The organism is Olleya sp. R77988, assembly GCF_044594215.1.
GTDB lineage: Bacteria > Bacteroidota > Bacteroidia > Flavobacteriales > Flavobacteriaceae > Olleya.
Map to the genome: position 1 here is coordinate 46089 of NZ_CP138988.1, position 23999 is coordinate 70087.

The 23999-nt window shown below is 28.9% G+C and carries 20 protein-coding genes; 7 read left to right on the plus strand and 13 right to left on the minus strand.

Annotated elements, in window-relative coordinates; translation table 11 throughout:
• Positions 1-76: 76 nt before the first annotated feature.
• Positions 77-1804 (minus strand): TonB-dependent receptor, encoded by a 1728-nt coding sequence (locus tag SJY17_RS00185; protein WP_397363417.1) that lies wholly within the window; start codon positions 1802-1804, stop codon positions 77-79.
• 39 nt (positions 1805-1843) lie between these two features.
• Positions 1844-4864 carry a tetratricopeptide repeat protein gene (locus SJY17_RS00190; RefSeq protein WP_397363418.1) on the minus strand — a complete coding sequence of 1007 codons (3021 nt, stop codon included), beginning with the start codon at positions 4862-4864 and terminating at the stop codon, positions 1844-1846.
• A 284-nt stretch (positions 4865-5148) separates the two neighbouring features.
• Between SJY17_RS00190 and SJY17_RS00195 the strand changes: the two genes are divergently transcribed.
• Entirely contained in the window at positions 5149-5838 is a 690-nt protein-coding gene (locus SJY17_RS00195) for a cell division ATP-binding protein FtsE (RefSeq protein ID WP_397363419.1), read from the plus strand.
• On the opposite strand, the gene SJY17_RS00200 is transcribed toward SJY17_RS00195, so the two are convergent.
• Positions 5828-6742, minus strand: a complete 915-nt coding sequence (locus SJY17_RS00200) for a hypothetical protein (RefSeq protein ID WP_397363421.1) — start codon at positions 6740-6742, stop codon at positions 5828-5830. The genes SJY17_RS00195 and SJY17_RS00200 overlap by 11 nt on opposite strands.
• A 109-nt stretch (positions 6743-6851) precedes the next feature.
• Between SJY17_RS00200 and SJY17_RS00205 the strand changes: the two genes are divergently transcribed.
• Complete coding sequence (locus SJY17_RS00205; protein ID WP_397363422.1) at positions 6852-7742, plus strand: glycosyltransferase family 2 protein; 891 nt, start codon at positions 6852-6854, stop codon at positions 7740-7742.
• On the plus strand, positions 7742-8677 hold the full coding sequence (locus SJY17_RS00210) for a glycosyltransferase (protein WP_397363423.1): 936 nt from the start codon (positions 7742-7744) through the stop codon (positions 8675-8677). Before SJY17_RS00205 ends, SJY17_RS00210 begins: the two co-directional genes overlap by 1 nt.
• Here SJY17_RS00210 and SJY17_RS00215 read toward each other — a convergent pair.
• Both SJY17_RS00215 and SJY17_RS00220 read right to left on the minus strand, forming a co-directional pair.
• The gene (locus SJY17_RS00215; RefSeq protein WP_397363424.1) at positions 8660-9079 is read right to left on the minus strand and encodes a sugar 3,4-ketoisomerase; all 420 of its coding nucleotides are present in this window, start codon (positions 9077-9079) and stop codon (positions 8660-8662) included. The two genes, SJY17_RS00210 and SJY17_RS00215, sit on opposite strands and share 18 nt — an antisense overlap.
• Before the next feature lie 6 nt (positions 9080-9085).
• Positions 9086-9913, minus strand: coding sequence for a glycosyltransferase (locus SJY17_RS00220; protein WP_397363425.1), 828 nt, complete (start codon positions 9911-9913; stop codon positions 9086-9088).
• Positions 9914-9965: 52 nt separating this feature from the next.
• Here SJY17_RS00220 and SJY17_RS00225 point away from each other — a divergent pair, with 52 nt between their 5' ends.
• Positions 9966-11108: a glycosyltransferase gene (locus tag SJY17_RS00225; RefSeq protein ID WP_397363426.1), complete on the plus strand. Its 1143-nt coding sequence runs from the start codon at positions 9966-9968 to the stop codon at positions 11106-11108.
• Here the strand turns inward: SJY17_RS00225 and SJY17_RS00230 are convergent, their stop codons facing one another.
• The 8 genes from SJY17_RS00230 to typA all read right to left on the minus strand — a co-directional run bounded on the left by SJY17_RS00230 (position 11109) and on the right by typA (position 20228).
• Positions 11109-12416, minus strand: coding sequence for an O-antigen translocase (locus SJY17_RS00230; protein WP_397363427.1), 1308 nt, complete (start codon positions 12414-12416; stop codon positions 11109-11111).
• On the minus strand, positions 12417-13520 hold the full coding sequence (locus SJY17_RS00235; RefSeq protein WP_397363428.1) for a DegT/DnrJ/EryC1/StrS family aminotransferase: 1104 nt from the start codon (positions 13518-13520) through the stop codon (positions 12417-12419). It abuts the gene before it with no gap.
• Positions 13517-14392: a GNAT family N-acetyltransferase gene (locus SJY17_RS00240; RefSeq protein ID WP_397363429.1), complete on the minus strand. Its 876-nt coding sequence runs from the start codon at positions 14390-14392 to the stop codon at positions 13517-13519. The genes SJY17_RS00235 and SJY17_RS00240 overlap by 4 nt, the downstream gene beginning before the upstream one ends.
• Before the next feature lie 132 nt (positions 14393-14524).
• A complete protein-coding gene (locus SJY17_RS00245) occupies positions 14525-16003 on the minus strand; it encodes a sulfatase-like hydrolase/transferase (RefSeq protein ID WP_397363430.1) in 1479 nt (492 codons plus the stop codon).
• Positions 16000-17379: a class I SAM-dependent methyltransferase gene (locus tag SJY17_RS00250; RefSeq protein WP_397363431.1), complete on the minus strand. Its 1380-nt coding sequence runs from the start codon at positions 17377-17379 to the stop codon at positions 16000-16002. The genes SJY17_RS00245 and SJY17_RS00250 overlap by 4 nt, the downstream gene beginning before the upstream one ends.
• Complete coding sequence (locus tag SJY17_RS00255) at positions 17379-17576, minus strand: hypothetical protein (RefSeq protein WP_397363432.1); 198 nt, start codon at positions 17574-17576, stop codon at positions 17379-17381. The genes SJY17_RS00250 and SJY17_RS00255 overlap by 1 nt, the downstream gene beginning before the upstream one ends.
• Before the next feature lie 81 nt (positions 17577-17657).
• The gene (locus SJY17_RS00260) at positions 17658-18425 is read right to left on the minus strand and encodes a nicotinamide mononucleotide transporter family protein (protein ID WP_397363433.1); all 768 of its coding nucleotides are present in this window, start codon (positions 18423-18425) and stop codon (positions 17658-17660) included.
• A 3-nt stretch (positions 18426-18428) separates the two neighbouring features.
• Positions 18429-20228 carry a translational GTPase TypA gene (gene typA, locus SJY17_RS00265; protein WP_397363434.1) on the minus strand — a complete coding sequence of 600 codons (1800 nt, stop codon included), beginning with the start codon at positions 20226-20228 and terminating at the stop codon, positions 18429-18431.
• A gap of 241 nt (positions 20229-20469) precedes the next feature.
• Here typA and SJY17_RS00270 point away from each other — a divergent pair, with 241 nt between their 5' ends.
• The 3 genes from SJY17_RS00270 to SJY17_RS00280 are packed head-to-tail and all read left to right on the plus strand — an operon-like array spanning position 20470 to position 23981.
• Positions 20470-22149, plus strand: a complete 1680-nt coding sequence (locus tag SJY17_RS00270; protein WP_397363435.1) for a DUF4836 family protein — start codon at positions 20470-20472, stop codon at positions 22147-22149.
• 9 nt (positions 22150-22158) lie between these two features.
• Positions 22159-22791 (plus strand): ATP-binding cassette domain-containing protein, encoded by a 633-nt coding sequence (locus tag SJY17_RS00275; RefSeq protein ID WP_397363436.1) that lies wholly within the window; start codon positions 22159-22161, stop codon positions 22789-22791.
• Positions 22788-23981: a hypothetical protein gene (locus tag SJY17_RS00280; RefSeq protein WP_397363437.1), complete on the plus strand. Its 1194-nt coding sequence runs from the start codon at positions 22788-22790 to the stop codon at positions 23979-23981. Before SJY17_RS00275 ends, SJY17_RS00280 begins: the two co-directional genes overlap by 4 nt.
• The last annotated feature ends 18 nt before the right edge of the window (positions 23982-23999 follow it).

A 23999-nucleotide genomic window follows, 5' to 3' on the forward strand; every position in this document is an offset into this window, starting at 1 on the left:
AATATAAGAATAAAAAAAGCCTCAAATTGAGGCTTAGTTTTTATTAATTGATGAGCTTCCTTTTTTTTCAAAGAAATTAAAAATCAAACTTATAAGTTGCTCCAGCTAAAAACTGAATACCTTGTACTGGTGTGTTTTGCCATTTTGTGTATTCTTCTCCAGCAATATTATTTGCTTTTGCAAATACAGAAAAACGATCGTTTATATGATAACCTACATGTGCATTGGCATCAAAATAGCTGTCTAATGTAACCACTCCAAATGTTGGAGATATTAAACTAGGCACATTAAATTGGTCTTTACGTTCTCCTATATAAAACAAGTTTGCTCCTGCAAACCAATGGTCATTGATTTGATAATCTAAAAACACAGATGCTTTTATGTCTGGAAGGTTCCAAGCTTCAGCTTCTGTTTTAGTATCATAAGAAAAATATTCTCCTTTAATTCCTAAGGTAAAATTTCTATTAATATCTACATTTAATTCTCCAGCAATACTAAACGTTGTTACATCATCATAAGTGACACCAAAAGAGTTTCCGTAGGTATAAGCTTCTGTTGTTTGCGTAATATCATTATTTACAAATAATGGTTTGTTTTTTTCTGCTTTATAATGTCCACTAACAGAATAACTCATAGTATTAGACAGCTTCCCTTTTAATCCAGCAAATGCATTGTATTGCTGATCTGTTGGCGCAATAAAAAGGTTTGGTGAAACAAATGCATTGTCTTGAGCAAAATCATAATATGAATTTTGAATCAATCCACCTTTTACACCTCCAAAAGCGATTAAAACTTCATCAACCAATCTATAACTTGCAGCTATATTTGGATAAATAAAGAATTTGCTTTTACTAGCTTCAGTATCGTTTAAAAAGACTGCTTTAACACCTAAATCAACTGTTAAATCATCTTGTTTTAACTGAAACGTTGGTGCTACACCAACTTGAAAATTACCATATTTTAACTCTGCATCAATAGCATAAGCTCTATCAAAATTACCACCTAAATAATCTATAAACACTTCTGTTTTTACTTCGTTATCTTGAATGTTAATTATTCCAATTCCGTTAGCTTTAAATCTGTTTTCTCCTGATCCATAACTATCTCCAAAACGTCTAAAAAACACACTTCCAGAAGATAAAATAGCATCTTCAAAAGTAATATCTCCTCCAACATATGCATTGGTAAAATTATGGCCAACATCTAAAGTATCTGCTGTAGCTTGATTAAATAAAGGTTGTTGTAAACCATACCAATTATAGGTTTGATACTGAAAACCACCTAAAACTGACCAGCTGTAATCACGATTATTTTTACTATAATTTAAATTAAGTTTAGAATCTGAAAACCCATTATCTGTCAATACATTTTCTATATCTCCTTGAGAGGAATGATGACCAATATAAGCACTAAACACTTCATCTCTTCCAATTGCATGATTAAGATATACTTCTCCTAAAACAGTAGTATAAGTACCAACACCTAAGGTTGCATAATTATTAAAAAGTTTTACTTTTTTAGCTTTATCAACTACAGCTGCTTTACCTTTTGCAGGTGTAAACGTTGATGCTACTGGAAAAGAAAATATATTATATTTTACTTCTTTTTTAGTTGTTGTTTCTGTGTCATCCAATGTAGGTGTTTCTTTTACTTTAAAAGCATCAGAAATAGTTGGTGTATATGGTTTTACAACATCTATTACACCAGTTTGTATGGTATCACCTTCTCTGTTTTGAGCAAATACAAAGACAGTAATTAATAATGAGGCTATTAATAAAACGATTTGTTTTTTGTTATTAAACATAATTTACATTTATGAATTACGATTATCGATTGATGATTTTTAATCTTCAGATATTACTGACGAATTTGTTTTAGCTTCTTCTGTTTTTATCTTATTTAATTCTTCTTGAGCTTCTGTTTTTACATCTTCAAAATTGCCAAAGTTTTTAATCACACTTTCTAAAATATAAGTGGCTTGAAACGCATCACCTAAAGCATAAAAATTCTTAGCCATGACCACTAATCCTTTTGCTCCATAGTACTTATATCCAGAATAATCTTTTGCTAAACGTTGCGCAACTGTGTTTGATTCATTAAACAATCCATCTTTATTTTTAAAATATGCGTTGTAGTATAAGGCTTCTGCTGCAGTTTTGCCAGTTGCAAAAGTTTCAACTTGTGCGTATGCTGTTCTGGCTTTAGCTTCGTCATTAGTTTTAATTGCAGATCGTGCTATAATAACGTAAGCATCACTTCTGATCTTATTATCCAAATTATAGTTACCTAGCACTTTTTCCGCGTAAGCGACTGCTTGATTATAATTATCTAATTGATAGTTGGCTTGCATTAAATTGGATTGTGCAAACAAACTATTTTGAGGAAAATTAGCTTCTACTTCCAAACGTTGTAATGTTGGGATGGCAGCATTCCAATCTTTTTTATCTAGTTGGATTTGTGATAGACGTAATAATGCTTCTTCAGAAAACTCGCTTTGCGATGTATTAACTACATAGGCATAATGTGGCTCTGCATTAGCTTTTAAATCTTTTTTAAAGTACAATTGTGCTAAATAAAAATGCGCTTGTGTGGCATGTAAACCGCTTCCAAATTGGTTTAAATAGCCATTAAATTGTTTGATAGCTTCGTTTACGTTTTCGTCTAAATATTGCTTTTCTGCAGCTTGATACGTTGCATTATCTAAATCTGCATCTGTAACTTCTACAAAATCTAATGTTCTTACCCAAGTTGCATACTCATCTACTTTTCCTAAATCAATATAAATTAATCGTGCAGTTGCTACTGCTTGATTGGCTTCTGGTGTACCTGGATAGTCTTTTGCTACTGCTTTAAAGGTTGTTAATGCTTGCTGATTTTGGCTTGCGTTATAATGTACTAATCCTTGACGCAATTGTCCTTTACTAGTAAATGGACTGCTTCTATATTCTTTTTTTAATTGGTTATATATTGCAATTGCTTTAGCATCTTTACCTGCTTTTACATAGCTATTACCTAAAGCGTACATAGCATCATCACGCAATTTTGATTTTGGGTATTTGGCAATAAATTGTTCTAAATGACTGGTTTTATTGGTATCATTACCAATGTAACCATAACTCATTGCTTTTTGGAAATAGGCATAGTCGTTTTCTACTTTACCAACTTGCATTGCTTTGTCATAAGTAGTAATTGCTTCGTTATAACGACTAGATACAAAATAACCATCTGCCAAACGTAAATACGCATCGTTTAATCTAATTTGATCTGTTTGATTTTTTTGAATAAATTGATTAAAATAAGTTGTTGCTTGACTGTAGTTTTTTTGTTTAAAATAGGTGTAAGCTAAATTATAATCTAAGTTCTGAAACTCTTTTGTTGTAGCTGCTTCACTTTGTTGTGCAAACTGCTTAAAACCTATTAAAGCATCATCATAATTTGTTAAATTATAATCTGCTTCTGCCTTCCAAAAGGTAGCTCTAGCTGAAAATTTTTGATCTTGTTGTTGCTTTAAAGATGCATCAAAAAGGTCTTCTGCTTCTTGGTATTTACTGTCACTATATAACTCTAAACCTCTGTAAAACGCTACTTTTTGATAAGCCACTTTACTTTCAAAGCTATTTTTATTTTTTAGTAGCTCTAAAGCTTCTTTATAGTTTTTTGAAGTAATGTAAGAGTCAATTAACAACGCTTCTACCTCTTCCTTATATTGTGTTTTAGGGTATTTTTCTAAATAGCTTGTTAACACTTGTGGTACAGATTGATAAGCATTACCAATCTCATAACTAATTTTTGCATAGTTTAACCAAGCATCTTCTTGGATTTTTAAATCGTAATCCATTTGTGATGCGTTTCTAAACGCATTTAAAGCTTCTTGTTTTTTTCCAACACTAACGTAACTTTCTCCTAAATGATAATATGCGTTTTGAGCAACACTATTATCTCCATTTACAATTTTATTAAATTCTGAAATAGCTTTATCATATTGTTTTTGCTTATAATAAGCGTAACCTAGTTGGTAATAATCTGTATTGCTCCATTTTCCTTTTTTACCTTTATATTCTGTTAAGTGCGGAATAGCTTCGTCATACTTTTCTAAATTAAAATAACTTTCTCCTATAATCTTATTTAATTCAGACACTTCATTTTTATCACTAGTCTCTAATTTTGACTTAGCTAATTCTATTGCTTTATCAAATTTTCCTAATTTAAAATTTAAGTCTGCTTGATAGTAGCTTAGCTTTTCTTTATATTTTTCTTCTTTACTTACTTGTTCAAAATATTTATTAGCTCCATCATAGTCATCGCCTTCATAAGACATAAATCCTAAATAATATTTGGCTTGCGATCCATATTTTTGAGACGTTTCTACACGTGTTAAGTACTTTTTAGCTGCTTTATAATTTTTGGTTGTAAATGATGCATAACCATTATTAAAATTATACGTCTCTTTATCTGCTTTTGAAATTGCAGTTTCATCTACTTTTTTATACCATTTTTGTGCGTATGCATATTTACCATTTGTAAAATAGTAGTCTGCAACATCTAAAAAAGCTGTGTTTTTTTTAGTACTTGTTGGATAATCCTCAACAAAACGTTCCATTAACACATCTGCATTTTGCTGATTTAATCTAATGGCTGCATTTGCAATGTAAAAAGCACAATTACTTTGTGTGTTTTTGTCTTGAGATTCTTTTTTTATTTGGCTAAATAAGTTTTGAGATGCTAAATATTGCTGACTATTATATAGTTGAAGCGCTTTCTGGTAATCTCCTAAATTATTTGTGTATACTGCAGATTCTTGCCCAAATAACTGCAAACAAAACACTAAGGCTATTAAAAATACAAGTTGTTTTTTTACTAACATTGACACTATTTTTAAATTCAAATTCAAAGATAAATTAATCTATAGGTCTAACGTTATAATTAATTAATAATTATAAACCGAGTTATTAAAAATGAAATAAAGCTAGAATTCAAGTTTTGTGGAATGGCTGGTTCATTAGTGTTTTGCGACTAAATAAAATTTTAATTCTGATTAAAAATAATTACAGATTCATTTTTCCATTTTACCTATAAATTGTTTACTTTGTCATCTATAATATTTCTCATTACAAACGCGTTATTTTAGCAAATAGATAAATTTATTTTATGTCAGATACTGTTTTAGAATTAAAAAATGCTTCAATCTTTCAAGGTGAAAGCTTAGTACTTTCAGAAGTAAATCTAGAAGTTAAAAAAGGAGAGTTTGTATATTTAATTGGTAAAACAGGTTCTGGGAAAAGTAGTTTTATGAAAACACTTTATGGTGATTTAAAACTTACAGAAGGTGAAGGACATATTGTAGATTTTGATTTACCAACTTTAAAAGAAAAAGAGATTCCGTTTTTAAGACGAAAATTAGGAATTGTTTTTCAGGACTTTAAGCTACTAACTGACAGAACAATAAACGATAATTTATTATTTGTTTTAAAAGCTACTGGTTGGAATGACAAAACTAAAATGAATGAACGTGTTACTTCTGTTTTGGAAAAAGTGGACATGAACACTAAAGGTTTTAAATTTCCGCATGAGTTATCTGGAGGAGAACAACAACGTATTGCAATTGCACGTGCTTTACTAAATGATCCAGAATTAATTTTAGCAGATGAGCCTACAGGAAACCTAGATCCACAAACCAGTATTGAGGTTATGGAAGTATTACAAGACATTAACAAAAATGGTAATACAATTTTAATGGCTACACATGATTATGCCTTGCTATTAAAATACCCAAGTAAGACTTTAAAATGTGATGACAATAAGGTTTTTGAAGTTGTGCAGCGTAAGACTACTGTATAATTTTTGCTAAAATCTTAGAGCACTTCTCTGCTCCTTTTACATTAAGGTGATTAGCATCAAAAAAATCTGAATCTTCAAAACGCTTATCTTCAAACAAGTTAATATAAGTTACGTTAGAATTAATTTTTGCTAACACATTACAGACTTGATACATTTTTGCTAGTTTTATAGATTTAATCAAATCTGCATACCTATAATTAACTGGATAACTTACTAAAAACACATTTATACCTCTTGCTTTACAAGCAGTAATTATCTCCTGTATTCTTTTTGTGTTTTGACTAAAATCTAACAAACCATCTTCATGCTTTTTGGTGACTCTTATTGCAGAAACATCTAAATCCACTCTGCTTTTTTCAACTAAATTTGTGGTAATAAAACCATTTGGGTAACTAGTTGCTAAAGTACCATCTTTAATATAATCTTTTAAATATTTAATAGTTTCTGAAACTCTGTTGACTAAAGCTAAACTATACTTTTTAGGGTCATAATTTTTAATTATTGACACCTCTAAATTCATTTGTTTTTGATAAAAGTATTTACGCCATTTTAAATCTAACTTATCATCTTCTTCACTTAAAGTAGTATAAGCAACAGTTAAAACAACATTTTTTAACTGTTGAAAACTATCTACATGTTTATTGAATAATAACTGATCAAAATAAACAGATTGACTAACATTAGATGCATTAAAAGTTGGTGAGCTAAAATAGTCAGGATTTAAGCCATAAAAAGCATGAGAATCTCCAAAAACAAGCGTTTTAGCGGATTTGTAATACTGTTTAATCTGTTGGTTTTTATAAGAATAATTATTAGGCACAACTCTATAAAAACATTCAATAGCAAAAAACACTACTAAAAATGGTATTAAGAAATAAGCTATTTTTTTTAAAAATGAATTCATTAATTAGTCAATAATCTAATAAATGTAAATATATGCAAATTGAAAATTATTAAGTTGACTAATCATAAAACTATATTATTGTTTAGATTTGAAAAAACAAGTTGTCTAAATGCTATCTGTATTAATTCCTACTTATAATTATGATGTTACCCAATTGGTTAAAAGTTTACACCAACAACTTTTAGCATCTGGAAAATCTTTTGAAATTATAATTCTTGATGATGGTTCAAAGGAAGATATCATTAAAAATAACGACATACTAAATACCTTAGATTTTGTAACGTTTAAAACCAATGCCAAAAATGTTGGCTTAAGTGGCAACCGTAATCTATTAGCTGAGGCATCAATATATGATTATCTTTTATTTATTGATGGAGACTCTTTAGTAATCCATCCTGAGTATATAAATAACTACATTAAGGCAATAACCTCTAAAAAATCAATTATTTATGGAGGTCGTGTACATCCTGATAAAGTTCCATCAAAAAGAACATTACGTTGGAAGTATGGAAAACAAAGGGAAGACTTGACAGCTGCACAACGAGAAGAAAACACATATAAACGTATGTTTTGTAACAATACCTTAATGACTAAAGCCATTTTTAATGATATTGGTTTTGAAAAAACATTAACCCAATATGGTCATGAGGACACATTATTTGCTTATAAAGCTAGTTTGCTTAATGCATCAGTATTACATATTGACAACCCTATTTTACATGGTGATGTAGATTTTAGTGATGTGTTTTTAGACAAAACAAAAAAGGGTTTACAAAACTTAAATTACATTTATAAATCACAATTAATAGATTATAACTTTATTCCTTTTCTTATTTATTTTTCTAAACTAAAAAAGTTTAAAACCAACTATCTATTAGCAGTAAGCTATCACTTTATTAACCCAATAGCTAAACTTAATTTAACATCTAAACGACCGTCTTTGTTTTTATTTGACTTATTTAGAATAAGTTATTTTTGTCATATTAATTTAAAACAATAATGTCTTATTTTTCTGTAATCATACCGCTATTTAATAAGGAAAAATATATTCTAAAAACTTTAGAGTCTGTTTTAAATCAATCCTGTCAAGATTTTGAAATCATAATTATAGACGATGGATCGACAGATAATAGTGTGTCCATTATTAAAGCAATTAATGATGACAGAATACAAATAACTACTCAAAACAATCAAGGGGTTTCTGTTGCCAGAAACAATGCAATCTCACAATCTAAAGGAAAATATTTAGCGTTATTAGATGCAGACGATTTATGGCACAACAACCACTTAGAGTCTTTTAAAAAAACAATTAGTCTATTTCCAGAAGCTGGCCTTTTTTGTAATAATTATCAAATAAAAAGACAAGGAGGATTGCTTACTCCTACAAACTTAATACTTGAGCACCAAAACCAACCGTTAATAGTCGAGGATTATTTTTTGGTTAGTCAAACCAACTCTTTAGCTTGGACATCCTCTGTATGCTTTACAAAATCTGTTTTTGAAAAGATTGGACAATTTGACACCAAACTTATTACAGGTCAAGACATTGATTTATGGATAAGATTTGCTTTAAACCATAGTATAGCTTTTAACCCTGAAGTTACAATGATTTACAATAACTTTGATGATGGTAGCCTTTCTAAATCTAAGCTAAATTTAAACAGGTATTATTTAATAAATAAATATAAAAAGGAAGAAAAAGGCAACACGTCCTTAAAAATGTATTTAGATATAAATAGATATGCTTTAGCCATTAGATGTCATTTAAATTCTGAAAAAGACCTTTATAAAAAGCTTAAAAAAGAAATTAATTACTCCAACCTAAATAACAAGCAAAAATTACTTATCAAACTTCCAAAATGGGTATTAAGATTAATTAAAAAGTTTCAACTTTTTTTAATTAATAAAAACATCTATTTATCTGCTTTTAAGTAGTTTAAATTGATCGTAATCTCTTATGTAATCATCTTCATCATAAACTTCAGAAGCTAAAACTAAGCACACAGCTCCAGATGAAAAATTTTCAAGCTCTCTCCAAATCCCAGGAACTATCATCAATCCTTTATTAGGCTTGTTTAATGTTACAGACTTAATGTTTTTACCGTCTTTTATAATAACATCAAAACTTCCACTTAATGGTATTAAAAATTGATATAACTCTTTATGCGCATGACCACCTCTATAAGCATCACTTGGCACATCGTACAAATAGTAAACACGTTTTATATCAAAAGGAATAACATCATTTTCTATTACAGATAAGTTACCTCTTGTATCCTTAATTTTTGGTATTTCAACTATACTTACTGCATCTACAGTGCTATTTTTTAATGTCATAAATGTTTAATTATTACTTCTAGATTTTAAAATAGCTTTATATTTTTTTATTCCTTTTAATCCCATCTTTAGTTTATAAAAAACAGCACCAAAACCAATGTCTCCAGATTTTAAAATTAAATAAACATAATGAAATAACTTTAAATAAGACACAACTTCTCCACGTTGATTATAAAACAAAGCAGCTCTTGCAAACAAAAGCTTATCGCTTCCAGAGTTTCTTCCAGAAGTTTCAAATGGATGCTGAACTATATTTTGTTTTTCAAATAAGCAGGTTTTATGTTTTAAAATAGCTCTAGAAAAAATTTGCTCTTCTCCTATTTCAAAAGTACTACCTAATCCAAAATCCTCATCAAATATAATGTCAAGGTCTCTAACCATTTTAAGGTTAACAGATATTTCTCTTGAAGAAATTGGTGTTAAAGACCTAAAATTATGCACTATCGAATGTTCTGGATACTGTCTCATGGGTTTACCGTCTGTATCACAAGATTCAAAAGATATTAATGCTGCTTCAGGATTACGTTTATAGGCTTCTAAAATTATTGTTTTAAAATTACTTTCATAAACTAAATCATCATCAGAAATTAATACAATCTTTGATTTTGCATTAGTCAAAGCAAGGTTTCTACTTTTACTTAATCCTTTTTCTAAAGAATTAACAACTCTTATCTTAGGATTAGTTGATGATAATGATTTTTTAGGTGTTGTTTGATTTATTATTAAAATATTAAAATCTATAGTCTTTACTTTAGAAAACATAATATCAATAAAATCCAGAGAATCCCTATTCATTGTAGAAATTAACACTTCAAACTGATCCTCCTCCAACATTAAAAATACATTTTTAAATTATCTATCTTTGAAGCAAATGTATAAAATATAAATGAGGATTTTATTAATTGGCGAGTACAGTAGATTACATAATTCTTTAAAGGAAGGATTAGTTGCTCTTGGACATCAGGTTACTTTAGTTAGTTCTGGAGATGGACTAAAGCAATTTGAATCTGACCACCTATTAATCTCAAAAATCAAACAGAATAAAGGATTAAAATTTTTAAACAACATAAGTATAAGATTATTTAATAAAGATTTTAGGCAAGATCAATATGCTAAACAATTTAAAAAATTACTACCAAAATTAAAAAACTACGATGTAGTACAACTTATAAATGAAGATGCTATTGGCACAACCACTAAACAATCAATTAAGTTATTTAGCAAGCTATTTAGGCAAAACAGTAAAATTTTTCTATTAAGCTGTGGAGAAGACTATACAACCATTAATTATTTTTTAAATCCAAAAAATGGCTATTCTGTTTTAACCCCTTATTTAAATAACAAAAAGCTTAGTGGTCAATTTTCGTTTTCGTTAAAATACATTACAAAAGATTATAAAAAATTACATGATTTTATATCTAAAAATGTAAATGGAATTATTTGTTCAGACCTAGATTACCATCGTGCTTTTAAAAATAATCCTAAGTATCTAGGACTAATCCCAAATCCAGTTAACACTAGTTTATTAGACCATCAACCAACTAACATTGAAAATAACATTCATATTTTTCACGGAATAAACTCGACTTCAAGTATAAAAAAAGGTGCAGACTATTTTAATAAAGCTTTAGCAATTATTAAAACTAAATATCCAAATAAAGTAACTATTACAAGCACAACAGATTTACCATATAAAGACTATATTAAAAGCTACAATCAAGCACATATAATATTAGATCAAGTCTATTCTTATGACCAAGGTTACAATGCTTTAGAAGCCATGTATAAAGGAAAAGTAGTGTTTACAGGAGCAGAAAAAGAATGGCTATCACTTTATAATTTAGAAGAAAACACTGTTGCAATTAATGCGCTTCCTGATGTTGACTATTTAGTTAAAAAATTAGAATGGTTAATTAACAATCCAAAACAAATAGAAACCATTTCTGTTAATGCTAAAGCATTTATTGATACACATCATAATTATAAAAATAGTGCAGAACAGTATTTAAAGGCTTGGAATAACTCTTAATTACTCCTCTTCTGTTTTATCAGGTAAAACTCCAAATAAAGACGAAGAAAATATTAATAAAATTATAGCATAGTACATTATATAGGTTGCAAAGTGTGCCATATTTGCACCAACTAGACCAAACTCATCAATCAAATATTTACTAGTAAAGTATAAAATTATAACAGAAAAAGCTTCGGTTATTATATAATGCCAAAACATACGTTTTGCTAAAAACTGAAAAGCAATTACTGTAGACAACACTTTTATAAAATCGCCTAATAACTGCCAAAAAAACAGTTCTTCAACTGGCTTAAACTCATCGGTAAAAACTACCTGAATAATAAAATGTCTTAAAAAATAGATGACTATTAATCCTAAAGCAAATACTGGAATTATTGTTTTATAAAAGCTAAATACTTCTTTTCTAAAATCTTTTATATTATCAATCTCAGAAAACCTTGGAAGGATATACATGGTCAAAAGTGTACTTACAAATAAGAGATAGTACTTGGATATTCGGTTCATTGCTTCCCAAAAACCAGCTTCTTTCATACCTATATTATCAATAATATAACTTCTAATTAATATGGCTACTAAGGGTAATATTATTGCAGAAAACAAAGCCATACCTGAATAAGAACTTAGTTTTTTAGCAAAACTTAGACTAAAATTACTGGCTTTTATTAATGGAATAAAGTTTCTACGATTTGCAATACCTACTAGAGTAATTAAAAAGATCATAGATTCTGCAATAACTACTGCTATCAATGCTCCATCAATCTGTTCTAACCAAATTAAAAGTATAGTAATTACGGCTCCTAAAATCTGTCCAAAAATATTAAAAACAATAAGATACTTATACTTTGCAAAGCCATTCATTATAGAAAAGGCTAACATGTTTAAAGCATAAAAAGGTAATGCTACAGCAAAAATCCTAATAACGTATGCATAATTATTATAATTTTTAAAGATAAGGTCATTAATATATTCTGCTTTAAAGTACACTAAAAAACTCATCAACATGGTAGCTCCAAAGCCTAAATAAAATACTGTAGATAGTGTTTTACTTAACTCTACGGTATTGTTTTTAAATTCTGATATATACCTTACAACACCTTTATACAAGCCTAGAATAGACACGGTTTGTATTGATCCAACAAAGTTTCTGAGGTTACCAACCAAAGCCATCCCTTCAGACCCAACAAAAAGTGCAATAAATTTTGAAGTTAAAAAACCTGCAATAATCTTAACAATTACTGACACAGAATTAAGTGAAGCAACCTTAACTAAAACATTATTATTTATATATGCTAGTACTTTTTTCAATTAGAAATCATTCAGCGTTTTAATAACAGTATCTACCTCTAAACTAGTCATTATAGGACTAATTGGGATACTTACACAAGTTTCGTGAATTTTTTCTGTTATAGGAAACTTTAGGTCGCTAATTCGATGAAGTGCTTTTTGCTTATGTGGTGGAATTGGATAGTGTATGCTTGTTTCAATATTTTTTTCTTTTAAATATTGAATAAAATCATCACGATTTTCTACTAAAACTACAAATAAATGAAAGACATGATTTTGTGTTCCATCATAAAACGGAAGTTGTATTTTTTTATTTTTAATCTCAGAAAGATAGCGTTTAGCAATAGCTTGTCTAGCAAAATTATCTGCATTTAAAGACTTTAGTTTTACATTTAAAAACAACGCTTGCACTTCATCCAGTCTATTATTAACTCCTAAAATATCATTTTTATATTTTGAAGTTGTACCATAATTTCTAAGTTTAGCAATTGTAGTTGCCAATTCTGTATTGTTTGTTGTAATTGCTCCAGCATCACCTAAAGCACCTAAATTTTTGGCTGGATAAAAACTAAAGGCAGCTGCATTTGCTAGATTTCCTGCTTTTAAGTTTAAACTATTAGATACTGCTCCATGTGCTTGAGCTGCATCTTCAATAACTAATAAATTATTTGCTTTAGCTAATGTATTTATAGCTTGTATATTAAAAATTTGACCATATAAATGGACTACTAAAATAGCTTTTGTTTTATCTGATATATGACTTGTAATAGCTGATGCTTCTATATTAAATGTTTCGGCATTTGGCTCTACTAAAACAGGTTGTAATCCAGCTTCAAGGATTGCTAATATTGAGGCTACAAATGTATTTGCTGGCACAATAACTTCATCGTTTTTTTGAAGTAAACCTAGCTCTAAATAACCTTTAAAAATAAGTACTAACGCATCAAAACCATTACTAACTCCAATACAGTGTTTTGTACCACAAAACGATGCGTAATTATTTTCAAAATCAGTAACACCTTGACCTAAAATATAGTGTCCAGTATTTAAAAACGAAGAAAATTCATTTTTAAATTCTGCTTCAAAACGCGCGTTTATTTTTGGTAGGTCTAAAAACTTAATCATATAAAAACAGAATTTAACATGTGATGATTTTTAGTTTCTATTTCGTAAAAATCCTGAGTGATTGTTCTAGCTCCAAAACTTTCTTTCCAATACAATAACCCTTCGTTAATATTTAACCCTTGATTTTGATTAGATATTCCAAAATCAAAATATAATTTATCTGCAAATACTGTATGTATTAAATGCTGAAATAAAATATCCAAACTTCCTAGCTCCTGCTTATCCTCTGAAGCAGAAATGTATTGTGCATGTGCTACATTCTTAGTTTCAAAAACGGTTGTTCCTGCAACAATTTTTTCGTTTTTATAAACATTAAACTGTCTTATTTTATCAGGAAAAACCGAGTGCAATAATTGTATTTCTGCAAGACTATGTACAGGCTTTGTGTTGTGTTGTTTTTTAAGATTTGGAATTAAAACTGTATTCCAAAATGCTTCAAAATTAGCATCTTCTTTTACGATCAAACCGTGTTCTTTGGCTCGTTTAAAACCTCTTTTTCTGTTATTAGAAATTGTTTGTGGTTTAAATCTATTATCAATTACTGACAATACATCTCTTCTTGACAAAGTAGCTTTAAGTATAAACATCAAATAATCCGTTTGATTATTTGGTGCTGACGCATAAATAGATGGTAATTGCTTAATGTATAAAGTCTCTATGCCTTGCTTATCTAAAAAATGCAGAAGTGTTTTAAAAGCATCTAAAACGTCTTTAAACTTTAAGCTTGGATGCGTTATTAATCCTCCATAAGTTAACCCTTGATGAGAATGTAAAGTGTTGTTTAATTTGTTTGCTGGAAGTATTGCTACTAATTTTTCATCTTTAAAAACAAGTAAAGAATGATCTGTAAACTTGTCTTTATGATAATCCATAAACCCTCTATTAAATAAGAAGGTTGCGTTGTTGGACGATTTTACAAAATCGTTCCAATCACTTACATCAGTTTGCTTATATATACTTATAGAGAAAATAACGTATGGTTTTTACGATTCTAAAAATACTAATTAATTAGGTAATGGTTTAAAATCAATAGTTCCTTGATTGTTAATATACTGATAAACTCCAAACGGAGTGCCTTTATTTAAAATAATATAACTATTATCTTCTTCTAAATTTGATAAATATTTATCATCTTGACTTAAATAAGAAAATAATATTCTAAAAAAGTTAACTGGAGTTTTTAATTTATTTTCAAAACTTGGTGGTTGATCATTCCATTTAATAGCCAGCAATGATGTGTATATTGAATAAATCAAGTCTCTGTCTGTTTGCTTTATTTGAGAATCTAATGTAGTATTAAAACCAACAAACCCACCATGATCTGCAGATATAACAATAAGTGCATTTTTATCCTTGTTTTCTATTAATGCTACAACTTCTTTTAACCAAACATTAGCTTCTTCTAATCGTTTTAAATACATCAGTTTTTCGTTATCTTTTTTTGCCCAATCTGCTGATGAATTTGTGACATGAGAGGGCAATAATTTTTGAATAAAGTAAAAATTATTACTATCACTATTTTCTGGCAACACCTTTATAATATCAGCTTTAAGATTTTTTTCAACCATTCCTCCTCTTGTTATAAAAGGGATTTCATCCAAACCAACATTACAATAATCATAACCTATTTTAGGTTTATTTATTAAAAAATAAGCCTTATCCATTAAAAGATGGGTCTTATAGTTATTATTTTTTAAAATCCTTAAAACTGGATTATTGTTTACAATAATGCTTCTTGCATTAAGTAGCTCTTCAAATGGTTTTTGTGGTTTAGAATGGTAATGATGTTTCATCCCAAACAGAGAGCTGTTAGAGCTTAATGTAGAGTAATAATTACTTCTGTAATTTTTATAGTTCTTAAATCCATTGGTATTTAAATAATCATTAAAAGTAGAATTATCATAGTTATAATAGCCTTTTCCTAACTCTTCTACATTAGCATATCCATCTGCTTGTATAAAATAAATATTTGGTGTTTGTTTAAACACAACACTTTCTATATCATCAGGCTGTTCCATCCATTTACTAGAGTAAGTTACATGTCTAATTATATTAGGAATTAACAACACTAAAGACATAACAGCCATTAATAACTGAAAAACTATGACTTTTTTAAAATGTTTACTAAAAAAAACAGCAAAAGCGAATGCTATTAAACATACTAAAATTAAAAATTTAAGTCTTACTCCTATAGTACTTAATAAGATTAAATACCCAAACCAACCAATGTTTAATACAGCAAACAATTTTATTTTACTGGCTTGTAATACTTTTATTTTTTTGGATAAAAAATAAAGACCTATAAAAACAAAAACTGGAATAAGAATATAATAAAAACAAAAAAACAAAAACTGGTTTACAGAGTTTACTTGGGTATAATTAGTATTATAATAATACAGTAAAGGATACAACCCTGAAGCTATTCCTGTTAAAACAGGAAAATCTTTATCACTATTTATAAAATTAATGATACGTTGTTTCATTTAGCTTCTAATAAATAAAGGACGCGTTGTGTATCTTTAATATCATACTTTTCTGTAATATCAAAATATTTTAAATACTCTTTTTCAAAATTTTCTTGATTATAAAAATCAAAATAATCTTTAAAATCTGCTTTACTATTTAATAATCTTTGGACCCAAGAATCTTTTCTTTTTGGAAATTCAATAATTAATTGTTTGGAAAACGAAGCAAAAAATTGTGCAGACATATTAAAAGTAATATTTCCGCTTAATGACATATGATGGATAACTGCTAAAGCTAAAGTTACATCTGGAGCAAAATCTTTTATTCTTTTTAAAAACGAAAATCGCTCTTCACTATTAAACCCAACACTTGCAGACGGATTTAAAACATCTAAAACAAAAGGCGTGATAAAGGTTTCGTTATTAAGTTTAGTTTTTTTATAATTTATATCTATTGCATTATTGTCTATATCGCAGACCAATGCATGTGATAGTTTAGAGGTTATTTTTCTAACAAAAGTACCATCGTTACCTCCAACATCTATTACTGTATTTGCTTTTAAAGCTAATATCCATTGATTAATTACATTGGATTTTTCCTGAAAAGCATCGTTTGAATAATTAATCTTATTATAATAATCTTCCCACTCGCTACTTTCTTTAAGCTCTAAGCTTCTAATATAATTATAAAGCGATTTAATAATATTTAACTGCTTTGTTTTAGATAGTGCAATGGTCGCTTTTCCTTTATTATCCTCTTCATTATGCTTGTCTTCAAACTTAGCTAATAAATGGATGTTAGAATATAACGTTGGGCTAAACTTGGTCTTATAAGGTAGTAAAGACGCTATGGTTTTTACTGGAATTCCGTCTAAAAAAGTACTAGTTAACTTTAACATTTCAGAACCATTAAAATGTGCTAAAACTAAAGGTCCAAAAAAATGAGTAACAAACTGTTTATAGGCTCTCCAAGGTGTGTTCTCTTTATAAAAATCGAAAGATAGTGTATCAATAAAAACAGCTTTACCGTTATAAAACGTTACATTAAAAGCTGAAGCATCTTTTAAAGAAAACCCATGTTCTAGTGCAAATTTCTGAAGCTTTAGTGTTAACAAAGCTGCTTCTTTATATTGATTAAAGCTCCACTCGTAAGGATATGTTATAAAAGGGATTTGCTCTGGTTGAATGATAATTTTTTCTTCAGAAGAAAAAACCTCTTTATGTGGAATTAATAATTGATTATCAAATAATTTTTGAAAAAAACCTGAAGATTTTAAAGCATGGTATTGTTTAAAGTAAATAGGGTTAATCGTTCTCTTAACCACTCCATTATCTACAAATACATGTCCTGAAGGGTCTTTAAATGAAGAGCTATGATTAGAATGATCTGTCACTATTCTGGTTTGTTTTCTGGATCAGAGTCTTTAACATTGATGTCGTCAAACAAATCTTCTTCATCTTTTACTAGTCCAAAAAAAGTCTTGATTTTATACAATACATTTTTTGAAAACAACAAAACTGCAGCTACACCAGCAACAACAGATTGAATTATCATTGCACCTAAACCTGGATCAAAATAAAGACTATACATATGCGTTTTTTGTAAATATAAACATTGTTATAATTTTTCTTGAAAAATCAATTACAAATGTTAGTAGAAATCTCTAAAATATTAATTAACGTCCTTAGCTTTAATATCTCCATTAATCCTCCAATCAAAAAAAGTAAGTACTGCATTTATAATATAAAACACGTATTTAACCACATTTGCTAAATTACCTTGAATGACATTTTTTATAATTTGAGCCAAATTATAAAACGACCAGGTCAAAAAAGTTTGCTCATACTTAAAAGCTGTACTAATATTACCAACTAACGATATTCCAAAAATTATTGCAACTGTATGTTTAAAAAATTGATTTTTTATAGTTGCCCCAAACCAATAAAACCCTAAAAACACTAAGGTATAAGATACGATAAAAGCTACAATAATAAGCAACCAATATTTTGCATCTGCTTTTTTTACACGTTCTCCATCACTCCATTTTTTTGTTGCCATTATAGCAATAATAAAAGTTAAAGGATAAGTAATTATCGCAGAGTGGTTACCAAACAGATAATCAATTATTCCAGAATTAACTGTTGTAAAAACGCCAATTAAATTTCCTAGATTTTGTTGTTTTACTATCATTCTAGCAGCTAATAATGATACAATTGCTCCAAAAGTTGATAACAAACCTATAGGAAAAGCACCTTTGGCTACATAACTAGTAAAACTAGAAAGAGGTATCCCAAATTGGATACCTCCTTGATAATATATAGTTTCATGAAACCCTCTGTAAAAACAAATAACGGTTACCAAAATTACTCCAATAATATCAATATATTTAGAGTGGACAACACGTCTTAGTGTTGGATTAGGTAACTGTAAAGTTTTCACTTATTAGGCAATCTTGTTTCTTTTACGATCTACTTCAGTTAACCAAATTTTACGTAAACGTATGTGATTTGGTGTAACTTCAACATACTCATCTTTTTGAATATATTCTAAAGCTTCTTCTAAAGAAAACTTAATAGCTGGTACAATTTTAGCTTTATCATCTGCTCCAGAACTACGTACGTTACTTTGCTTTTTAGCTTTAGTAATATTTACAGCCATATCATCTTGACGAGAGTTTTCTCCAATTACTTGACCTTCGTAAATATCTTCTCCTGGCTCTACAAAAAACTTACCTCTGTCTTGTAATTTATCGATAGAGTAAGGTATTGCTTTACCATTTTCCATAGATATTAAAGAACCCGAAATACGTCCTGGAATAGCACCTCTTAACGGTTGGTATTCTTTAAAACGGTGTGCCATAATAGCTTCTCCAGCAGTTGCTGTTAATAACATGTTACGCAAACCAATAATACCACGTGACGGAATTAAGAACTCGCAAATCATACGATCTCCTTTTGCTTCCATACTTAATAATTCTCCTCTACGTAAAGTTACAAACTCTACTGCTTTTCCAGATACTGTTTCTGGAAGGTCAATCGTCAATTCTTCAATTGGCTCACATTTAACACCATCAACTTCTTTGATGATTACTTGTGGTTGTCCTATTTGAAGTTCATAACCTTCACGACGCATCGTTTCTATTAAAACCGATAAGTGTAATACACCACGTCCAAAAACCATAAATTTATCTGCACTACCAGTTTCACCTAATTTAAGTGCTAAATTTTTCTCTAATTCTTTTTCTAAACGGTCTTTAATATGTCTAGACGTTACATACTTTCCGTCTTTACCAAAGAAAGGCGAATCGTTAATTGTAAACAACATACTCATTGTTGGTTCATCAATAGCAATAGATTTTAAACCTTCTGGATTTTCTATATCTGCAATTGTATCTCCAATCTCAAATCCTTCAACACCTACAAGTGCACAGATATCTCCTGTTTGAACGCTTTGTACTTTTTTACGTCCTAAACCTTCAAATATAAAGACTTCTTTAATTCTAGTTTTAGTAATTGTACCGTCAGCTTTTACTAAAGATACTTGTTGTCCTTCTACTAAAGTTCCTCTTTGTAATCTACCAATCGCAATACGACCTGTAAAAGAAGAAAAATCTAAAGATGTAATAAGCATTTGTGTTGTTCCTTCGTCAAAAACTGGAGTTGGAACATGCTCTATAACCATATCTAATAATGGTTCAACATTTGTTGTTTCGTTTTTCCAATCATCACTCATCCAATTATTCTTTGCAGATCCGTAAACGGTTGGAAAGTCTAATTGCCATTCTTCAGCACCTAACTCAAACATTAAATCGAAAACTTTTTCATGTACTTCATCTGGAGTACAATTTTCTTTGTCAACTTTATTAATAACCACACAAGGTTTTAATCCTAAGTCAATTGCTTTTTGTAATACAAAACGTGTTTGTGGCATTGGACCTTCAAAAGCATCCACTAATAACACAACACCATCAGCCATGTTTAATACACGTTCTACTTCTCCCCCAAAATCGGCGTGACCAGGTGTATCAATAATGTTAATTTTAGTGTCTTTATATATAACAGAAACGTTTTTAGAAGTAATTGTAATACCTCTCTCACGTTCTAAATCGTTATTATCAAGAATTAAGTCTCCTGTATTTTCGTTTTCACGAAACAGTTGACAATGGTACATGATTTTATCAACCAAAGTTGTCTTACCATGATCTACGTGTGCAATAATTGCAATGTTTTTAATATTAGCCATAATAGTGCCTTATTTTAAGCGTGCAAAGGTACTTAATTTTTATGGATTCAAAGCCATTAAAAAAAAAATTGATTATTTAGCTTTTAAATTCTGTAACGTTTTTAATTAAAGACACACAGATAGTTATCTATAATATTAAATTAAAGACTTTAATAATCTGTTTTATTAAATTTAAAAAATAATATATTATTAGATTTGTAATCTTAATTTAATCAATAACTTAAAAAAAGACCTTTTAACCATGAGAAAAATCTTATCTCTACTTACTATTGCTTTACTATTTGCTAGTTGTGGTAGCAAAAACCAAGAATCTAACTACGTACCAAAAGACGCTATTGGTGTTATGTACGTTAACCTTAAATCACTTTCTGAAAAAAGTAATGGTTTAGATTTTAAAGATTTAAACATTAACGATATTATTGAAGACAAAGCTCCTAAAGAATTGAAAGATTTTATGAACGAGTTTATGACGTCTGAAAACATAAACAAAACCTTTAGAAAAGAGTTTTTAATTGGATATGGTTCTTTAAAAAGAATGTCTGGTGTTGGTGGTTTAATATTACCTATTAAAGATGCTGCTTCTTTTGAGGCTTTTATCAAACCAATGTTAGATGAAATACCAAGACTAGAAAAAGAAACTAATGTTGGTAAAGGTGATGCATTTACTGTTTATGCAAACAGAGAAATTGCTATTGGATGGAACAATACTACTGCATTATTAATTGGAGCTAGTAATTATGCTGCTGCAGAATTAAAAGACTTAACAACACTTGAAAAATCAGAAAACATAAATGCTACAGACTATTATAGCTCGTTTTTTGACAGTAGTAAAGATATAGGTGTACATATTACAACGACTCCTTTAGGAGATATGCTTGATGGATTAATGAGTGCTTTTTCTGGATCTAGTGTAGATTTAGAAAACAATACTATGTCTTACTATGGTAATTTTGAAGATGATCACATCCACACAAATTCTAAATTAAAACTTAATAAAGATATCTTGTCTTTAGTAGGTTATGACAAATGGATGTCAACAAGCTATGAAAAATCATTATTAAAAGTACTACCTAACAACCCAGAACTTTTTACTAAACTTTCTGTAGACCTTAATGCTTTTCAAAAGCATTTTTATAGCTTACAAGACAATAAAGTTTTACCTATTGCTATTAGAGAGGAAATGAAAAACAGCCTTAAAAAGTCTGATCGTGAGTTTGAAAAAGAAACTGGATTAAGCACCACAGAATTTACAGACATCTTTGATGGATCTGTTATGTTTGCAATGACAGAAGGTACAACTGTAAAAGATACGGTTAGAAACCCAATGAGTCGTTTATTTGAAGAGTCAGAAGAGCAAATAGACAATTATAAAATAGTGGAAACAAAAAAACCATATATGTATGGAGCAATTGCTATTAAAGACAAAGCAAAATTTAATGTCTTTTTAAATAAAATTAAAGCGCAAGAAGGTGATTTAAAAGAACTAGATAAAGACTATTACAGTATAGATGATGAAGCTTTTATGATTATTACAGATCAATTAATTTTTATTACAAATGACGTTAGTCAAGCTAATCAAGTAAAAAATAATGGACAATTAACAGATAACTTATCAGACTTTAAGCATAAAGATAAACTATCTCACTCCTTTTACCTTTACACAAACGGAAACTTAAGTGAGTTTACAAATAGCTTTAACACATTATACAGTCCTTATAGATATTCTAGATACAACACCAACAATGATGATGAATTTACTAAGAGAAGTAATGACATTTATCAAAAATATTTTGACGAGAATCATTACTATATAGATGCTGATGGATCAGAAAGTTTTACAAATACAAAAGGAGATAAAAATTCTTTAATACAATCTATTAAGTTTGCAGATGAAATGTCTAAAGTTGCAGCAGAACAATAAACAACTATTGTGAAGGTCAACATAGAAAACTTAACACCCAATTTTTTTACTCCAGCTTCGTCAGAAGTCTGGAGTAAAAATTTTGAATTAAACCCAAATTCAAGCTACTTAATAAAAGCGGTTTCAGGAAGTGGTAAAAGTTCTTTTTTAAATTTTTTATTTGGCTTAAATAATAATTATTCTGGTTCAATACTATATGATGACTCAGCTATTTCTTCTTTTTCTGAAGCACAATGGACAAGTCTTAGACAACAAAAAATAGCTATTGTTTTTCAAGGTTTAAAGCTATTTCCAGAATTAACTGCTCTGGAAAACATTCAGCTTAAAAACACTTTAACCAATCATAAATCTGAAACTGAGATTTTAGAGTTTATGAGACGTCTAAATATTGAAGAATTAGCCAATAAAAAAGCTGAAACGCTTTCTTTTGGGCAAAAACAACGTGTTGCAATAGTCAGAGCATTATGCCAACCGTTTAGTCTATTATTATTAGACGAACCCTTTAGTCATATTGATGAAGACCAAATTAAAAATGCGGTATTATTAATTCAGGAAGAAATCAAGAAGAACAATGCTACACTAATTGTAGCTAGTTTAGGCGACACTTATAATATCAATTATACAAAAACACTATTGCTATGATTGATGTGCTATTAAAAAAACAAATACATAAATCTCAACTTATATTTTTTGCATTAAGCTCTAGCTTAGGCTTGGCAATTTTACTTATTGCGTTTCAGTTGTTTTTGGATACGCAATCTGTTTTTAGTTCTAAAAACGATTTATTAGGTAATCAAAACCTAATTATTTACAAAGACTTAGGTCGAAATAACGCGTTTACTACAACCGAAATTAAGGAACTTGAGCAACAAGATTTTATCACCAAAACTGGTGGTTTTACTCATGGTACTTATCGTGTTTTAGCAAGTGTTACTTTTCCTAATCACGCAGGAATTAGCACAGAAATGTTTTTAGAAGCAGTCTCTGACGATTTTATTGATATAAAAAATAAAGATTGGAAATGGCAACCAGGAGACAGAGAAGTCCCGATCATAATTCCAAAAAACTATGTTAACTTATATAATTTTGGATATGCTACAAGTGCAGGTTTACCTCAAATCAACGAAAAAATAATAAGACAAGTACCAATAGATTTAACACTAACTGGAACATATAAAACAGAAAACTATCAAGCTTACATTTTAGATGCTTCAGAAAAAATAAACTCGATATTAGTACCAGAATCTTTTTTAAAATTTACTAATAAAAACTTAAGCCCAAATAAAGCGTCTAAAATTTCTAGGTTAATACTAGATGTTGTTAATCCATCAGATCCTAAATTATTAGAGTTTTTAGCTTCTAAAAATTACAAATATCTATCCAGTGACATTAAAAACTCTAAACTTAGTTATGTGCTAAAACTAATATTAAGCATTGTTTTGGCTATTGGTTTATTAATTACAATACTCTCTATTTATCTTGTAATTACTAACATCAACTTATTAATTTTAAAAAATAAGCAAACCATTACAAAACTTCATTTTTTAGGATTTTCTAAAACTAGTATTGCTAAAGTATATCATAACATAGCTTTCAAAATTTTAGGATTTTCTATACTAATAGCTTTAGGTTTAAGTATTGTTTGTAAGTTTATTTTTGCGCCATATTTAAGCGTTTTACAAATTGAAAATTCCATGATTACTATTGTGTATTTAGTTGTTTTAAGCCTTATTTTATTTATTGTTTTAGCGCTTTACTATCGTAAACACACCAACAGTAAAATAGCACAAATGACACAACCCAACACAAGCCTTTTAGCTACTGAAAATTAAACTATCTTTGCACCTTAA

Bases quoted from the DNA above. Each gene is read 5' to 3' on its own strand.
- SJY17_RS00185 (WP_397363417.1), bottom strand. From the start codon at position 1,804: ATGTTTAATAACAAAAAACAAATCGTTTTATTAATAGCCTCATTATTA.
- SJY17_RS00190 (WP_397363418.1), bottom strand. From the start codon at position 4,864: ATGTTAGTAAAAAAACAACTTGTATTTTTAATAGCCTTAGTGTTTTGT.
- SJY17_RS00195 (WP_397363419.1), top strand. From the start codon at position 5,149: ATGTCAGATACTGTTTTAGAATTAAAAAATGCTTCAATCTTTCAAGGT.
- SJY17_RS00200 (WP_397363421.1), bottom strand. From the start codon at position 6,742: ATGAATTCATTTTTAAAAAAAATAGCTTATTTCTTAATACCATTTTTA.
- SJY17_RS00205 (WP_397363422.1), top strand. From the start codon at position 6,852: ATGCTATCTGTATTAATTCCTACTTATAATTATGATGTTACCCAATTG.
- SJY17_RS00210 (WP_397363423.1), top strand. From the start codon at position 7,742: ATGTCTTATTTTTCTGTAATCATACCGCTATTTAATAAGGAAAAATAT.
- SJY17_RS00215 (WP_397363424.1), bottom strand. From the start codon at position 9,079: ATGACATTAAAAAATAGCACTGTAGATGCAGTAAGTATAGTTGAAATA.
- SJY17_RS00220 (WP_397363425.1), bottom strand. From the start codon at position 9,913: ATGTTGGAGGAGGATCAGTTTGAAGTGTTAATTTCTACAATGAATAGG.
- SJY17_RS00225 (WP_397363426.1), top strand. From the start codon at position 9,966: ATGAGGATTTTATTAATTGGCGAGTACAGTAGATTACATAATTCTTTA.
- SJY17_RS00235 (WP_397363428.1), bottom strand. From the start codon at position 13,520: ATGATTAAGTTTTTAGACCTACCAAAAATAAACGCGCGTTTTGAAGCA.
- SJY17_RS00240 (WP_397363429.1), bottom strand. From the start codon at position 14,392: ATGGATTATCATAAAGACAAGTTTACAGATCATTCTTTACTTGTTTTT.
- SJY17_RS00245 (WP_397363430.1), bottom strand. From the start codon at position 16,003: ATGAAACAACGTATCATTAATTTTATAAATAGTGATAAAGATTTTCCT.
- SJY17_RS00255 (WP_397363432.1), bottom strand. From the start codon at position 17,576: ATGTATAGTCTTTATTTTGATCCAGGTTTAGGTGCAATGATAATTCAA.
- typA (WP_397363434.1), bottom strand. From the start codon at position 20,228: ATGGCTAATATTAAAAACATTGCAATTATTGCACACGTAGATCATGGT.
- SJY17_RS00270 (WP_397363435.1), top strand. From the start codon at position 20,470: ATGAGAAAAATCTTATCTCTACTTACTATTGCTTTACTATTTGCTAGT.
- SJY17_RS00280 (WP_397363437.1), top strand. From the start codon at position 22,788: ATGATTGATGTGCTATTAAAAAAACAAATACATAAATCTCAACTTATA.